This window comes from Maridesulfovibrio sp. (genome assembly GCF_965230075.1).
In the GTDB taxonomy this organism is placed as follows: domain Bacteria; phylum Desulfobacterota; class Desulfovibrionia; order Desulfovibrionales; family Desulfovibrionaceae; genus Maridesulfovibrio.
The window spans coordinates 3,520,030-3,535,327 of sequence record NZ_OZ245945.1; the positions used below are offsets into that span (position 1 = coordinate 3,520,030).

General features: G+C 49.9%; 13 protein-coding genes. 9 read left to right on the plus strand and 4 right to left on the minus strand.

Features of this window, described 5'->3' with window-relative positions; translation table 11 throughout:
• Positions 1-40: 40 nt before the first annotated feature.
• Positions 41-772 carry a Bax inhibitor-1/YccA family protein gene (locus tag ACO05Z_RS15980; RefSeq protein ID WP_421903180.1) on the minus strand — a complete coding sequence of 244 codons (732 nt, stop codon included), beginning with the start codon at positions 770-772 and terminating at the stop codon, positions 41-43.
• Positions 773-910: 138 nt separating this feature from the next.
• Positions 911-2,359, minus strand: a complete 1,449-nt coding sequence (locus tag ACO05Z_RS15985; RefSeq protein ID WP_421903181.1) for an oligopeptide:H+ symporter — start codon at positions 2,357-2,359, stop codon at positions 911-913.
• A 223-nt stretch (positions 2,360-2,582) separates the two neighbouring features.
• On the opposite strand from ACO05Z_RS15985, the gene ACO05Z_RS15990 reads away from it, so the two are divergent.
• Positions 2,583-3,689, plus strand: coding sequence for a DUF6765 family protein (locus ACO05Z_RS15990; protein ID WP_421903182.1), 1,107 nt, complete (start codon positions 2,583-2,585; stop codon positions 3,687-3,689).
• 65 nt (positions 3,690-3,754) lie between these two features.
• Here the strand turns inward: ACO05Z_RS15990 and ACO05Z_RS15995 are convergent, their stop codons facing one another.
• Positions 3,755-4,699, minus strand: a complete 945-nt coding sequence (locus ACO05Z_RS15995; RefSeq protein WP_421903183.1) for a calcium/sodium antiporter — start codon at positions 4,697-4,699, stop codon at positions 3,755-3,757.
• A gap of 80 nt (positions 4,700-4,779) precedes the next feature.
• Positions 4,780-5,832 (minus strand): tRNA(5-methylaminomethyl-2-thiouridylate) methyltransferase, encoded by a 1,053-nt coding sequence (locus ACO05Z_RS16000; RefSeq protein ID WP_421903184.1) that lies wholly within the window; start codon positions 5,830-5,832, stop codon positions 4,780-4,782.
• Between the two features lie 22 nt (positions 5,833-5,854).
• Between ACO05Z_RS16000 and ACO05Z_RS16005 the strand changes: the two genes are divergently transcribed.
• The 8 genes from ACO05Z_RS16005 to ACO05Z_RS16040 all read left to right on the plus strand — a co-directional run bounded on the left by ACO05Z_RS16005 (position 5,855) and on the right by ACO05Z_RS16040 (position 15,119).
• The gene (locus tag ACO05Z_RS16005) at positions 5,855-6,067 is read left to right on the plus strand and encodes a hypothetical protein (protein ID WP_421903185.1); all 213 of its coding nucleotides are present in this window, start codon (positions 5,855-5,857) and stop codon (positions 6,065-6,067) included.
• Positions 6,068-6,092: 25 nt separating this feature from the next.
• Complete coding sequence (gene recA / locus ACO05Z_RS16010; RefSeq protein WP_421903186.1) at positions 6,093-7,148, plus strand: recombinase RecA; 1,056 nt, start codon at positions 6,093-6,095, stop codon at positions 7,146-7,148.
• 109 nt (positions 7,149-7,257) lie between these two features.
• Positions 7,258-9,900: an alanine--tRNA ligase gene (gene alaS, locus ACO05Z_RS16015; RefSeq protein ID WP_421903187.1), complete on the plus strand. Its 2,643-nt coding sequence runs from the start codon at positions 7,258-7,260 to the stop codon at positions 9,898-9,900.
• Between the two features lie 89 nt (positions 9,901-9,989).
• Positions 9,990-10,418 (plus strand): 50S ribosomal protein L13, encoded by a 429-nt coding sequence (gene rplM, locus ACO05Z_RS16020; RefSeq protein ID WP_421903189.1) that lies wholly within the window; start codon positions 9,990-9,992, stop codon positions 10,416-10,418.
• Between the two features lie 19 nt (positions 10,419-10,437).
• Positions 10,438-10,830 (plus strand): 30S ribosomal protein S9, encoded by a 393-nt coding sequence (rpsI, locus tag ACO05Z_RS16025; RefSeq protein ID WP_015852991.1) that lies wholly within the window; start codon positions 10,438-10,440, stop codon positions 10,828-10,830.
• Between the two features lie 304 nt (positions 10,831-11,134).
• Complete coding sequence (locus ACO05Z_RS16030; protein ID WP_421903190.1) at positions 11,135-12,385, plus strand: EAL and HDOD domain-containing protein; 1,251 nt, start codon at positions 11,135-11,137, stop codon at positions 12,383-12,385.
• A 23-nt stretch (positions 12,386-12,408) separates the two neighbouring features.
• A complete protein-coding gene (locus ACO05Z_RS16035; RefSeq protein ID WP_421903191.1) occupies positions 12,409-13,824 on the plus strand; it encodes a sensor histidine kinase in 1,416 nt (471 codons plus the stop codon).
• A 14-nt stretch (positions 13,825-13,838) separates the two neighbouring features.
• Positions 13,839-15,119, plus strand: a complete 1,281-nt coding sequence (locus tag ACO05Z_RS16040) for a radical SAM protein (protein WP_421903192.1) — start codon at positions 13,839-13,841, stop codon at positions 15,117-15,119.
• Positions 15,120-15,298: the final 179 nt, after the last annotated feature.

Consider the following 15,298-nt stretch of genomic DNA (forward strand, 5'->3'; position numbering starts at 1 on the left):
CGGGGTTTGAACGTGCCTGTAAATGTACAACTTATCTCAACTACTCGCGGTTACCCATGAGGCGGAGCAGGAAGATGAACATGTTGATGAAGTCGAGGTACAGGGTCAACGCACCGAGGATGGTGCCGCGTCTTACTGCGGTTGCATCGTCAGCGGGAATATACTCGCCCATATCCTTGAGCTTCTGGGAATCGTAAGCAGTGAGGCCTGCAAAGATAAATACGCCGAGAACGGAAATGGCGAATTCCATGGCCGAACTCTGCATGAAAAAGTTGACCACCGAGGCAATGATAATGCCGAACAAGCCCATCATCATGAATGATCCCATTCCGGTCAAATCCTTACGGGTTGTCAGACCGTACAGGGACATGGCTCCGAACATTCCTGCAGTAACGAGAAAGGTCTGGAAAATAGATGCCGCTGTGTAAGCGATCAGGATAGTGGACAGGGTCAAACCGTTCAGTGCACTGTAAGCCATAAACAGCCCGGTTGCAGCGCCGGATGACAGTTTGGAAATACGCATGGACAGGTAGAACACCAAACCGATTTCACCGATAAGCGCGCCCCAGAAAAGCATGGTCGGACCGATCGCTCCGGTTTCAGGGTTCTGGGCCAGCACGAGGTTCAGCACTGCCGGGGTGGAAAGGGTTACCCATGCCACGGCAGCGGTTGCCAAAAGGCCCGCGCTCATCCAACTGTAAATGCCGCGCATAAATGCATTAAGGACTTCCGGTCTCGCGCTAACGGAACCGGCTGCACCGAATCTACTCATAATTAATCTCCTTGAATTCATTTTTAAGAGCGGACAACTCGCGTCCGCATTTTTTGTATACTTTAAAAGTATAAATAAACAGCTTAAGCCGCACAGGCAAGGTTTTTCGGTCAATTTCCTGCGGAGCAAATACTCCCACTAGTCCCGGATATATTTCTTCAACACCGGAACAAATACAGCCATAACCAAACCAATGGCTCCGGTGGCAGTGCCGATCTTGAAGAAAAGTTCATCGTAAATACGCAGGGACTGCACTGCGGTTACTCCGTGCTCCGGCACACTGGCCATAGTTGCAATCTCACCGCCGAGCACCATTGCCACGGACTGAAACATGAACCACGCACCCATCATAAAACCCATGGAACGTTCCGGCGTCAAACGGGCCACCATTGCCAAACCAAGTCCGCTGACCAGAAGTTCACCGAGGCTCTGAAAGCCGTAACTGACAACCAGCCAGTTACCGGAAACAAAACCGTTGGCATCAGCCTGATACTTGGCAACATAAGCTAAAGTCATAAACGCCGCGCAACACATAAGCATACCCAGCGCGAATTTACCGGGCAGGGACAGATCCTTCCCAGCCTTATCCAGACGAGCATAAACAACTGCCAGCAGCGGGCTGATGATCATAATCCAGAACGGATTCAAAGCCTGAAAAGAAGCCGCCTCCACAGGGATGCCGAAAATATGCGGGTCCACGTTTCGGGCCGCAAAAAGGTTCAGTGAAGTGGGCATCTGCTGATAAAGGGCAAAGAAAACAATGGCCTCCGCCATGAGGATCAGGCAGATGACCAGATTGGCTTTTTCATGATGTTCAGCGCGCATGATCTCACGCACATACAAGACCGCCACCACCACAAGGGCGGCGTAAAGCAATTCATGGGCAAGGGTCAGATGGGTCAAAAGCAGGGCCGAAATCCCGGCAATGGCTATGGTTCCAATCAGGGTCAGCAACAGTTTTTTCATGTCCAGCGGTTCAAAATCCGCCTCTGAGCCAACCGGATCAAGAATGGACCGAAATACAATATAGTTACCAATCGCTATAAGCATACCAATGAAGCAAACAAAGAAGCCCGCGTTCCAGCCATAATGTTTCTGAATGATCGGGCAGAGCGACATGGCAGCGAAAGAGCCGATATTGATGGCCATGTAATAGAGGGTAAAAGCCCCGTCCACGCGGGAGTCACCCTTGTCATAAAGTTTTGAAACCAATGCCGAGGGGTTGGCCTTGAACAGTCCGTTCCCGGCAATAATGATCCCCAGCGCCGGATAAAGAAATTTCTCGCAGTCATAGCCCAGCAAAGCGTATCCGGAAGCAAGAACAACCGCCCCCAAAAACATGGTCCTGCGGTTACCCAGAATTTTATCCCCTATATATCCGCCAGCGCAGATGAAAGCATAAACAAGGGCCGCAAATGCACTGAAGGTTTGGTCCGCCAGATTATCAGAAAACCCGAGTTTCTTGACCATGAACAAAACTAAAAGGGCCTGCATTCCATAATAGCCGAACCGTTCCCACATCTCCACGGAGAAGAGCAGATAAAATGGCTTGGGATGGCTGAAAGCACCGCTTGAACTCTGCGACATGAGTAACTCCTTATTCTGGGCAACTTGGTATTTTATTTCGCTTTATACGACAGATAAGAATGAAATGCGAGGGATTAAGGGAAAGTATGTTGGACTTAACTGGACCGTGCCTCAATTCTGCACATCGGTCATATTTATAATTCTATATTGCACTCTTTAATTTTTAGTCATAAATATAGCTTTACCGTTTTAAAATACCATTCAAATTACAGGAGACTTTATTTTGCAAAAAGACATGCATTATTACGGAACCTACGTCATGGCCCGCGCAGCAGGTATCGGACAGCGAAAAGCACAGGTTATCGCCAGCGCAGCCCAGTTTGTGGATGACAACGCAGCCAGTAAGGGAATTGAGTTCAAGGACGGAGGAGCATTACAATCCCGCGCAACAGCACATCACTGGTATCATCTCAGCAATATAGACACAGACGATCAGCGCTATGTTTGGGTACCGTTTCACTTCCTACCTGGAAATGAAGGTGAAAAATTCTCAGAAAGACTAGTTTGCCGTAAAAACAGTGGAATAGCCCAAGCGATGGTTGCCAATCATCTGGATCATGCTGACAAAATAGATTTCTCGGACGAACTTATCGGCATCGCTGCACACGTGTATGCTGACACCTTTTCACACTATGGATTCAGCGGAGTAAGCTCAAGACTCAACCAAATTGATAACGACAGCTTTAAATTCCATGACATTCCTGAAAACACAGAGAAATATATAAAAAAAAGACAAAAGAAATTTAAGAGAAATTATTCGAAAGAAGCGGGATTATTGGCCAACATAAAGTCATGGTTTGCTGAAACATTGTCAGGTGCACTGGGACATGGCGCAGCCTGTACTTTCCCGGACCGCCCATATCTGAAATGGGAATTTGAATACGATCATGCAGGCTGCAGCGGGTTAAGAGACAATCCCAAAACATTCCTTGAAGCCTGTGAAGCCCTGCACGGGATGTTTGTTCGCTATACCGAGGCCAAAGAAGGAGTGAAAGATTCAGAGGTAATTCCTTTCGATGAAATCAGATCCCAAATCAAAAGCATCATTGAATTCAAAGGGTACGAAGAAGAAGGTAGTGAACCGACAGAAGACGCACGCATCAACAGATGGAAAAAAGCCGTTGCTGAAGACAACATTCTTGGAGCACATGAAGTTATTCCTGAATATCTAGGTGATGAATGGCTTAAAGAGAAGTCTAGGCTGCACGGACAAAAACTATCCCAATCTGTCAAAGAAAAAGATGTATACCAATTCTATCAAGCAGCTTCATACCATCGGCATTACATACTTCGCAATCTCCTCCCGGAAAACAACCTGATAGTATCCTAACAAAAAAGCCTCCCGCACCAAACAGTGCGGGAGGCTTATCAAATCAGTTTACGCTGCTTAAAAATCTAGCTGGCAAAGTCAAACCACCAGCGTCCGAGACTCAAGCAGACAAGAACGGCACCTTCCCAACGGGAAACCTTCCATCCGGTACGGATGAAAAGAAGTACCAGCGCAACCATCCCGACCAGTACGGTCAGTCCGGGCAAGGCAGCGGGCGAAACTTCCAGCGGACGCAGCAGGCAGGTAAGACCGAGCACTCCGGCGAAGTTAAAGAAGTCACTACCGATTAAGTTACCAAGCAACATTTCATTACGGCCTTTGAGGGATGCGGCAAGACAGGTCACCAGCTCCGGCAGGGAGGTCCCGGCTGCAACGATGGTCATACCGATCACCCAGTTGGAGACACCGAAATGACGAGCTATCTCAGACGCGGAATCAACCATGAATTCACCGCCCAAGGCAATACCTATGAATCCGGCTAGCAGCTTGAGCCAATCCTTTTTGCTCAATTCTGTACCATCTTCTTCAACTTCCGGTACGATCCCGGCCATGGCATTGGCCGCCCTTTTGCTGTGCACCAGCAGGTAGGCAATGTAACCGCCTAGAATTGCCAGCAGCATGATCCCGGCAGAACGGTCCAGCATATCAAAATGTGCCAGCCCCAGAATGAGCGCTGTGGTGAAAAGGAGCAACGGCGCATCACGCATTGCCAGCGATCTGTTGGTCGGCAGAGGTTTAATCAAAGCCATCAGGCCGAGGATAAAACCCAGGTTAAAAATATTAGAACCAACAACGTTAGAAAGGGAAATATCAGAAAGTCCCTTAAACGCAGCAGTGGCTGTGACCAGAAATTCCGGCGCAGACGTACCGAAAGCCACAATGGTCAGACCGATCACCAGATCGGAAACCTTGTACTTCTTCGCGATCTTCGAGGCAGACTCAACAATCCAGTCCGCACCGAACCAGAGTAAAAAGATACTCAGGACAAAAAAGAAAGTATTTGAAAGCATTTAAAACCCTTTAGTTTTGGTTAGTAAATCCTGATTAGGATAGCAGGTCATCATTAAATGCAAAAGTATTTCCGGCATTCTTAACTATCTTTCGCTTCCCCGCGTTCTTTCTTCCACTCTTTCAATCCATCCAAAGTCGGACGGACAAAAGAAGTCTCACGCTCAGGCATGACCTTTACGATCATCTCACCTTCAGGACCAATTACAGCCACGTGAATTTCTTCGCCGGACTTAACAGCCTTGGGCGAAAAGGAAGCGGTCATTGCTGCAGCGTCGAGCACGTTCTGCTGGGTCCAATCTTCATCGCAGAAAGCACGTCCGATACTTAAGGGACCGGGAAAACCGCGTACTTCGAAGAGATAATCCTCGCCTTCATAAAGATCTTCAATGCGCTCGTTGTCGTTGCGATTACGGCCTACGACAAGCATCTTGTTTCCGGCCCAAAACTGACGTCCGGTGGTTGCCAGCTGGAATGAATTGACATCCGCTTCAGTCAAACGCTGCAAGAGCGGAAAGTAGCGGGCCGCATTTTCCTGTTCGGTAAGCTTGCAGCCTCCAGCTGGTGTGGGGATTTCGGAAAAGCCATAATCCTTAGCCATCTGGAGCTGGACCTTGCGGCCACGCCCGAAGATATTGGGCAGCTTTTCGCGATCAACCAGACCGGATTTTTCAACAGCGGTCTCGGGCTGAGACTGTGCACAGAGCGGACGGAGCAGTATGTCACCTGTTTCAGAGCTGTTGCGGATGGCGTTCAGGGTCGGCGGACGCTGGGACATGGGACGCTGTCCGGTCACTTCACCGGAAATGATGAATTTAGCGCCGTACTCTTCCATGAGAGTTTTAGCGTGGCTGATCATCATAATTTTACAATCCACGCAGGGATTGACCAACTTACCCATGCCGTGTTCCGGCACGTCCATCATCATCTGAATATATTTTTCGCTGATGTCCACGGGCATGATTTCCACCCCGTAAACTTCCTGCCAGTGTTCTATCTTCTCGGGATTACCGAAAAAAGGCGTAACAAAGTGCAGACCGAGAACCTTGAGTCCCTGATCCTGAATGACCTTGCAGGCCAGTATACTGTCGAGGCCCCCGGAAAACAGGGCCAAAGCGTCATATTGTTTGTTCATGGGGCGGCTGTACCTTCATTTTATGGAAACCGCAACAAAATCCGACCACCATTGTCCGTTGCTTTATCCGGACGGGTTTGATATGGGAATCACTTGCCCGTTGTGTCGAAAATTCGAAGCAGACAGGCAGGAGGACGAAAAACGCATCCCGGATGCAGGTGTTGCAGCATTTTATTTAGATGTTCACGACACCGGCCTTGCGCATGTGACAATAAACAAGAACAGGATACGTTGAACGTCCAACATTACATGGAGATAAAATGAGCAAGAAAAACGCAAATCCCGAAGAACTCCGCAAGGCGGCCCTGAGTACAGCCCTGACCACCATCGAACGTAAGTTCGGCAAGGGCTCCATCATGCGCCTTGATTCTGAAGCCTCACACAATATTCCGGTTATCCCCACCGGGTCCATCAGCCTTGATATGGCTCTGGGCATCGGCGGTATCCCCAAGGGCAGGATCACCGAAGTATACGGCCCGGAATCTTCCGGTAAAACAACTCTGGCCCTGCATGTTATTGCCGAATGCCAGAGAGCGGGCGGAACCGCAGCATTTGTTGATGCGGAACATGCCCTTGATGTGAAATACGCCAAAAGACTGGGCGTTAACACTGACGAACTGCTCATTTCCCAGCCGGACTACGGTGAGCAGGCTCTTGAAATTACTGACCTGCTGGTTCGCTCCGGAGCAGTTGATATCGTTATTATCGACTCCGTTGCAGCGCTTATCCCTCAGGCAGAACTTGAAGGGAACATGGGCGAAACTCAGGTCGGAGGACAGGCACGACTCATGTCTCATGCCTTGAGAAAACTGACCGGTACCATCCATAAATCCAAAGCCGTTGTTCTGTTCATCAACCAGATCCGTATGAAGATCGGCATGACCGGATACGGCAGTCCTGAAACAACTTCAGGTGGTAACGCACTCAAATTCTACTCCTCTGTCCGTCTGGACATCCGCAAGATCCAGACCCTGAAAGACAAGGAAGAAGTCTTCGGTTCACGCACCCGTATCAAGATCATTAAGAACAAGGTTGCGCCGCCCTTCCGTGAAGCCCTGGTTGATATCCTTTATGGAACAGGTATGTCCCGCGAAGGTGAACTGCTCGACCTTGGCGTAGAGCACGGCATCGTGGACAAATCCGGTGCATGGTACGCCTTCGGTTCTGAACGTCTGGGACAGGGTAAGGAAAATGTTCGCCAGTTCCTCGCGGAAACCCCGGAACTGCGCCAGCAGATTGAAGACAAACTGCTCATCCATCTCGGCATGAAAGAAGACCCTGACGAGAAGGTTGACGAACAGGCTCCGGCAGAGTAAAGCCTGTTGGCCCAGCATAGATTTAATGAACCCCGTTCCGGCGGGGTTCTGGAATAAAACCGACAGGAAATACCTCTTTTCGGTGATATAGTTATTACGGAGACAGCCCATGAAGGCCAGTGAAATCAGAGAAAGATTCCTTAAGTATTTCGAAAAGAACGGTCACACAATAGTAGACAGCTCTTCCCTCATTCCGAAAGATGACCCGACCCTGCTCTTTACCAACGCGGGTATGGTTCAGTTCAAGAACACCTTCATCGGTCAGGAAAAAAGGGATTACGTAAGAGCAACCACTTCCCAGAAGTGTCTGCGCGTGGGCGGAAAGCACAACGACCTCGAAAACGTAGGCCGTACTGCACGCCACCACACCTTCTTTGAAATGCTGGGTAACTTCTCTTTCGGCGACTACTTTAAAGAAGACGCCATTAAATTTTGCTGGGAATTCCTGACCGGAGAACTGGGACTGCCCAAAGACAAACTTTACGTCACTATTTACACTGACGACGATGAAGCCGATGAACTGTGGCAGAAAGTTGTAAACTTCCCGGCTGAGCGCATTTACCGCCTCGGCGAGAAGGACAACTTCTGGTCCATGGGCGACACCGGCCCCTGCGGTCCATGCACCGAGGTCCATATTGATCAGGGCGAGGACATGAGTTGTGGCCCTAACTGCGGTATCGGCAAATGTGACTGTGACCGTTATCTCGAAATCTGGAACCTCGTTTTCATGCAGTACGATCAGGACGAGGACGGCAACCGCACTCCCCTGCCCCGCCCCTCCATTGATACCGGAATGGGGCTTGAGCGCATCACTGCGGTTTGTCAGGGCGTACAGTCCAACTTCGAGACCGATATTTTCCAGCCTATGATTCAGGCTGTAGCCAAGAAAGCCGGCGTTAAATACAAGGAAGACGGCGAGATCGATACTGCCCTGCAGGTTATCGCCGACCATTCCCGCTCAATCGCTTTCCTGATCACCGACCAGATCCTGCCTTCCAACGAAGGTCGTGGATACGTCTTGCGTCGCCTGATCCGCCGCGCATTCCGTTTCGGCCGCCTGCTCGGCCTGACTGATCCTTTCCTGCATGAAACAACCGCTATGGTTGTTGAGCAGATGAGCGGACAGTTCCCCGAACTGCTGGACAACAAGGACTTCATGGCCCGCATGGTCAAGGAAGAGGAAGAGCGTTTCAGCCAGACTCTGGACAAGGGTCTGATCATCCTCGAAGAGGAAATGGAAGAGCTGAAAAAAGACGGTAAGAACCTCATTTCCGGTGAGACCGCTTTTAAACTCTACGATACCTACGGCTTCCCGCTGGATATCATCAACGATGTTGCAGAGAAGCAGGGTTTCGAAGTTGATGAAGTAGGCTTCAACGCAGCCATGAAGGAACAGAAAGACCGCGCCAAGGCCGCTTGGAAAGGTTCCGGTGAAAAGAACTCCGGTGCTATTTTCCGTCAGGTACTGGAAGCGGGTCTGCAGAACAGCTTCACCGGCTACTCCGAACTGACCACTGAATCCCGCATCGTCAACCTGCTTTCAGAAGAAGGTGAACATCTCGAACGCATCACTCAGGGCAACGGCGGCTGGATCATCACTGCTGCAACACCCTTCTATGGCGAATCCGGCGGTCAGATGGGCGATACCGGTGCTGTAGGCACCATGACCGGTAACGCAGAAGTGCTGGAAACCGTAAAGGCTTCCGCTAATCTTACCGCGTCCAAAGTTTTCGTGAGCGAAGGCGAACTGCTGCTTGAGCAGGAAGCCAAGCTTGAGGTAGCCCCTGAAACAAGGACAGCAACAGAGCGTAACCACACAGTTACACACCTGCTCCACGCTGCCCTCAAGAAAATTCTGGGCGACCACGTCAAACAGTCCGGGTCACTGGTGGGACCTGACCGTTTACGTTTTGACTTCACCCACATTGCAGCCATGACTCCCGAAGAAATCGGAGAGGTTGAAAAAGAGGTTAACCGTGCTATACTGGGTGACACTCCCGTAGTCGTACAGGAAATGAGCAATGACGAAGCTGCCGCAAAAGGCGCCACTGCATTGTTCGGCGAAAAGTACGGTGATGTAGTCAGAGTGGTTGAAATTCCTGGTGAATCCATGGAGCTTTGCGGTGGTACCCACCTCAAGGCAACCGGTGAAGCCGGAACCTTTGTGATCCAGTCCGAATCCGGCGTTGCTGCGGGTATCCGCCGCATCGAAGCCTCAACCGGCTGGAATTCACTCAAATTTCTGCAAGAGCAGCGCGCCGAAGTCGTTACATCTTCTGCAATGCTCAAAGCAGCACCCGGACAGCTGGTCGACAGAATTGCGGCCCTGCAGTCTCAGGTGAAGGAACTTACCAAAGCCAACGACAAGCTTCAGTCAAAACTGGCTTCCGGTGCAGGTGCAGACCTGATGAGTTCCATTGAAGAGATTGGCGGTGTGAAAGTTCTCGCAGCCAAGCTCGAAGTTACAAATGTCAAAGCCCTGCGCGATCAGGCTGATGCCCTGAGATCCAAAATGGATTCCGGTATCTTCTGCCTCGTAGCACAGGTTGATGACAATAAAGTTTCCCTGATTATCGCCGTGACCAAGGACTTGCACGATAGATTCCAGGCAGGCGCATTAATCAAACCCGTTGCGGCTGAGGTAGGCGGCGGTGGTGGCGGCAGGCCCGATATGGCGCAGGCCGGTGGCACCAACCCCGCTGGTATTGAAAAAGCATTCGCAACCCTTAAGAAACTGGTTGCAGATTCATAGTCTGAGAAAAAGGGATTTTTAAGCTTGACAGCCAACGGTCAAACTTTGTATACATCCCCTTCCCAGATTTTATGCAAGGAGCATTTCTAATGAAAACATATATTCCTAAAGATGAAGACATCAGCCGCGAGTGGTTCGTAGTTGATGCTAAAGATATGGTTCTCGGTCGCCTCGCAACCCAGATTGCCAACAAACTCAGAGGAAAAGACAAAGCAATGTTCACTCCTCATGTTGACACTGGTGATTTCGTCGTCGTTCTGAACGCTGACAAAATCAAGGTTACCGGTAACAAAATGGATCAGAAGACTTACTACAAGCACACCAACCACCCCGGTGGTCTGAAAGAAAGAACTCTCAAGGTTATGCTTGAGAAGAAGCCTGAAGTAGTCATCGAAACTGCAGTCCGCGGCATGCTTCCTAAGAACCGCCTTGGCAAGCAGATGATCAAAAAGCTGAAAGTATACGCTGGCACTGACCATCCGCATACCGCACAGCAGCCCAAAGTACTGGAATTCTAATTAAGGGTGGAGCAATAAAATGAGTAAAGATTTCAATTACGCTACTGGCAGAAGGAAAAACGCTGTTGCCCGTACCCGCCTTTATGAGGGAACCGGTGCAATCACCGTTAACGGTAAACCTTACGAAGATTACTTTCCTCGTAAAACCCTGCAGATGATCGTTCAGCAGCCCCTGAAACTGACCAAGACCCTCGGCAAGTTCGACATCAAAGTCAACGCTGACGGCGGTGGAGTTGCAGGTCAGGCACAGGCTGTAAGACACGGTATCTCCCGCGCACTCATCGAGATAGATCCTGAACTGCGTTCTATCCTCAAACGCGCTGGTCTCCTGACTCGTGACGCTCGTAAGAAAGAGCGTAAGAAATACGGTCAGCCCGGTGCTCGCGCAAAATTCCAGTACTCCAAACGTTAAGAAGTACTGCGAATATATTCGCAAGACCATTCAGGCGGAACTGCTTTTGCAGTTCCGCCTTTTCTTATTATGTGCAGGATAAACTTTTCATTTCTAACTGCTCAAATGTTTTTTTGTGCTAAACTGAAAGTAAAGCGAAGATATTCGACAATAGTTAAAGGATAGGAAATATTTAAAAGTTAGACATTTTTATAATGCCTTAACTTTATGAAATGATATATATTCTCACTAAACAGAAGCTCTGGATATTAAATAAAAAAAAATATATTCCTTAGCGAAACAGCTAGCAGGAAATATTGAACCTATGTCCCGTAGAAAACCGCTTTACGACAAAACTTTTTTTGCACGGCAGCCCATCCTCATGCCGGATCAGTCCCTCTGGGGATATGAATTGCTTTTCCGCAACAGCAGCGAGGCCACCAGCGCGGATATTTCCGATAGCTACAAGGCAACCCTGCGAGTTGCTGCCGACCTCTGTGCGGCTCCGGGTGAGAATCTCCCGGACAACGTAAAGCTGGTGGTAAATTTTTCGCACAAAGCGATCATGGACAAGGTGCCTTACTCACTTCCTGCGGGAAAGACAGTTGTTCAGATCCCTGAGACAACTCCCCCCACCCCCAATCTCATAAAAGCCTTACAAGAACTATCCAAGGACGGATTTTTCATTGCTATCGATGACTTTGAAGGACGCCCTCAAGGGGAATTTCTCATCGGTTATGCCGATGCCATTATCGTTGATTTCCTTTCTGCAGATAAAGAAAAGCTGAAACGCATCTGCGACCTGTGCAAGGAATACGACACCAAACTCATCGCCAAACGGGTGGAAAACACAGACCAGTTCAATATGGCTCAGGAACTGGGTTTCAATTTTTTTCAGGGATTTTATTTCAAGCGCCCGGAAAATGTAAAAGGCCGCAAACTCCGCTCCGGAGAAATTGTCAAACTCAAGCTGCTCAAGCTCATTGAAGACCCTTCACCTGACTTTGAGGCCATGGCCGAAGCACTGCAGAATGATGTTTCCATCAGCTTCCGGTTGCTGACCCTGCTCAACTCTCCGACTTTCGGTTTTTCCCAGAAGATTACCTCCATCAAGCAGGCCCTTGTGCTGGCCGGATGGAAAATGGTCAAGAACTGGCTACGGGTCATCCTGCTCACCGACCTTACCCCCAAAGAAAAAAGTCGCGAACTTCCGCAGCTAGCCACCCAAAGAGCAAAATTTCTGCAATTGCTGGCCCAAAATTCCAACAAGGGACTGCCGGCTGATTCCATGTTTCTACTTGGACTTTTTTCCCTGCTCAGTGCTATGTTCGACCTGCCCATGAAGGAGCTGACCAGTTACCTGCCCCTTGAAGATGAGATCAATCAGGCCCTGTGCGGTGCGGAAAACTCATACAGCAGGTATCTGGACCTGACCACCTTCTTTGAATCAGGTGACTGGGACAATCTTGACTTTCTGCTCGGTGAATTGGAGCTGGATCCGGTCATGGTTTCTAAAAGCTATTACGAATCCACCCGCTGGGCCAACAGCTTTTTCCAGATCCCCGGCACATCCTAACGCTGCCCTAAACAGGAGCCAACATGCCGCACTCATGCCACAGTGATGAATATGCGAAGCTGAACATCCTGATTACCGGTAAAAGTCCGGTAATCCATACCCTCATGCCTATACTCCATGATCTGGGGCATGCGGTATCTGTAACCAGATCGCCAAGGGAAACTCTTTTCACCTACGCCAGTCAGCAGCCGGATCTGGTCATCATGGCCCAACAGGATGACACCTGCCAGACATTCTCCAACATCCGCGAAGTTAACGAGGGCGCGGAAGCGCTCTTCATCATAGACACCTCAAAGCCGGAATCCTTTGAACCGCTCTTTGATTTTCACAACATTTCTTTTCTGCCCTCCACTGTATCCAAAGAGAAGCTGCTCACTTTCATTAAAAATTTTCAGGCCCAGCATGTGCGCAAAAAGAAACATGAAGAGGATGCCAATCTCTATGGCCTGATCATGCAAAGCCTGCCCTTTCCGGCCCTGCTGATCAGCACCAGAACTGAAGAAACTATACTTGCCAATAAGGCTGCCCATGACCAGCTTCCGGCTTTTGAATACGAGCAGGCACCTCCATTCATGTCCGCACTTTCCGATGAGGTGCGCCAAAACATTTTTTCCGACCTTGAATCATACCATTTGCACTACCTGAAATCTGTTAATGCTTATGAACGGTTCTGGGATCTCACTGTGGATCAGGTGGCCCCTTCCGTCTTTATGCTATTGGCTGTCGATGTAACCGAACAGCGCCAGCAGATGCAATTGCGTGAGGAAATGGAACGAATTGCACGGCACGATCTGCGCTCCCCCACAGCCAATATCGTGGGGATGTCACGCATCCTCGAAACTGAAGCCGGCCTTGATGAGGAATTCCAGCCCCTGGCTGAAATCGTACGTAAGACCAGCGAACGCATGATCCGCCAGATCGATACCTCCCTGACCCTGATTCGTCTGGAAACAGGGTCACTCAAGGCGGACGCTCATCCATTTAACCTCTACACTGCCATAAGTGCCGCCATCGGCGACCTGAGTCAGTTGGTGGAGGATAAGAACCTCGAAATCGTCAGCCTGCAGGATGGTGAGCCAATTACCGAGGAATGCTTCATTGTCTGCTACGGCGAGGCATCGCTGATCATCACCATGTTCTCCAACCTGCTCAAGAACGCAGCAGAAGCGGCCCCGGAAAACACCACTATCACCATCAATATCAGCGAAGACAGCCGCTTCATCACCACAAAGATCCACAACATGGGCGAAATTCCGGTCAGCATCCGCGAAACATTCTTTGACCGTTACGCTACTTACGGCAAGAAAAACGGAACCGGACTGGGAACCTACAGCGCACGGCTCATTGCCAGTGCCTCAGGTGGAGATATTTCATTCACAACTTCAGAAGAAAAGGGTACGACCCTGATCACAACAATTCCAAAACCACCAATTAAATAAACAGGACCAGATTAATGGCTGCTAAAAAAAAACCTCGCCCGTTACTCGTATTTGCTGACGAAGACGGCCAGATATATGACCATCCCGAACTTGAAATGATGTGCCGCCGCGGCGACGAGCTGTTCCAGCCCAAGCCCGAAGAATACATCCCCCTGCCCCCGGACAGTGAATTTTTCCTGCTTCCGGGCAGATTCCCTCTCGGCCTTGACCCGGAAACCGGGGAAGTTGTCGAAGTGGAAGGGACTGCGGTCACCGCATTCCCCTGCCCCGGACACACCCTGACCGGACTTGCCGCCTACGGTAACACCGATGATGCCCCGGTACTGCCCATGTTCTCATACGGAGCAGTAGGCTACGCCAACGGCAAATTCTGGGTTACCGCCAAAAAGGTGGATGAAGATAAACGTCAGGTTTTCACCAAAATTCCGAACAAGAAAATCGATGCCGGTGCTCACCGCATGTTCAAGGAAATGCCCGACAACAGACTTGTCCAGCACCTTGGCGGCTGCGCCTTGACTTATTGCTGTCCGGCAGCCAAGAACCTCGCTCTGGGGCGTTTTGAATGTCCGCTGCCTACTTCCCGGACCTGCAACGCCCGCTGTATCGGTTGTATTTCTGAACAGCCTGAGGATTCCGGTTTTCCTTCTCCGCAGGACCGCATCAAATTTACTCCTACAGCAGAGGAAATCACTCAGGTCATGCATTTCCACGCCAAGCGTGAACGCAAGCCCATTTTTTCCTTCGGGCAGGGCTGCGAAGGTGAACCGCTCACCGAGCACGTCTTACTTACCGAAGCTATCAAGAAATACCGCTCCGAAGGCGGTATCGGTACCGTAAACATCAACACTAACGGCTCCATTACCGAGGCTATGGAACCGCTGGCAGCCGCAGGTCTAAACTCCATCAGGGTCAGCCTGAACAGCCTGCGCGAGCCTGTTTACAACACCTACTACCGTCCCAATGGCTACAAGTTCGAAGATGTGGTTGCGACCATTGCTAAGGCCAAGAAGCTGGGATTGCATGTATCCCTGAACTATCTCTATTTCCCCGGTATCAGTGATACTGAATTTGAAGTCGGTGCGCTCGTTGAGATCGCCAAGCAGACCAAGTTCGATTTCATCCAGCTGCGCAACCTGAACATTGACCCCGACCTGTACATGGAGCTCATGGAGCCCTACGAATTCGGTCCGGGCATGGGATTCATCAACTTCCGCAAACGGATCAAGACCGAATGTCCATGGGTTAACTTCGGATACTTTAACCCCTATCTTGGGGATGGTAAGAAGAAAGATTAGAGGCGCTGCGCGCTTTTGATAAAAAGATCTCCCTCCGGCGGCCAAAGGCTTATAGCCGTTAGATGAGAGCTTCTTGCTCGAATCTTACGGATATAGAGAGTGTAACAGCTAAGCCCCTTTGGAATCCCTAGTTGTTTTTTATAAGGAGATTTGGCTAATCTGGCCAAATCTCCCTTTTC

Bases quoted from the DNA above. Each gene is read 5' to 3' on its own strand.
- ACO05Z_RS15980 (WP_421903180.1), bottom strand. From the start codon at position 772: ATGAGTAGATTCGGTGCAGCCGGTTCCGTTAGCGCGAGACCGGAAGTC.
- rpsI (WP_015852991.1), top strand. From the start codon at position 10,438: ATGAGTAAAGATTTCAATTACGCTACTGGCAGAAGGAAAAACGCTGTT.
- ACO05Z_RS16000 (WP_421903184.1), bottom strand. From the start codon at position 5,832: ATGAACAAACAATATGACGCTTTGGCCCTGTTTTCCGGGGGCCTCGAC.
- ACO05Z_RS16030 (WP_421903190.1), top strand. From the start codon at position 11,135: ATGTCCCGTAGAAAACCGCTTTACGACAAAACTTTTTTTGCACGGCAG.
- recA (WP_421903186.1), top strand. From the start codon at position 6,093: ATGAGCAAGAAAAACGCAAATCCCGAAGAACTCCGCAAGGCGGCCCTG.
- ACO05Z_RS16005 (WP_421903185.1), top strand. From the start codon at position 5,855: ATGGAAACCGCAACAAAATCCGACCACCATTGTCCGTTGCTTTATCCG.
- rplM (WP_421903189.1), top strand. From the start codon at position 9,990: ATGAAAACATATATTCCTAAAGATGAAGACATCAGCCGCGAGTGGTTC.
- ACO05Z_RS16035 (WP_421903191.1), top strand. From the start codon at position 12,409: ATGCCGCACTCATGCCACAGTGATGAATATGCGAAGCTGAACATCCTG.
- ACO05Z_RS16040 (WP_421903192.1), top strand. From the start codon at position 13,839: ATGGCTGCTAAAAAAAAACCTCGCCCGTTACTCGTATTTGCTGACGAA.
- ACO05Z_RS15995 (WP_421903183.1), bottom strand. From the start codon at position 4,699: ATGCTTTCAAATACTTTCTTTTTTGTCCTGAGTATCTTTTTACTCTGG.
- ACO05Z_RS15985 (WP_421903181.1), bottom strand. From the start codon at position 2,359: ATGTCGCAGAGTTCAAGCGGTGCTTTCAGCCATCCCAAGCCATTTTAT.
- alaS (WP_421903187.1), top strand. From the start codon at position 7,258: ATGAAGGCCAGTGAAATCAGAGAAAGATTCCTTAAGTATTTCGAAAAG.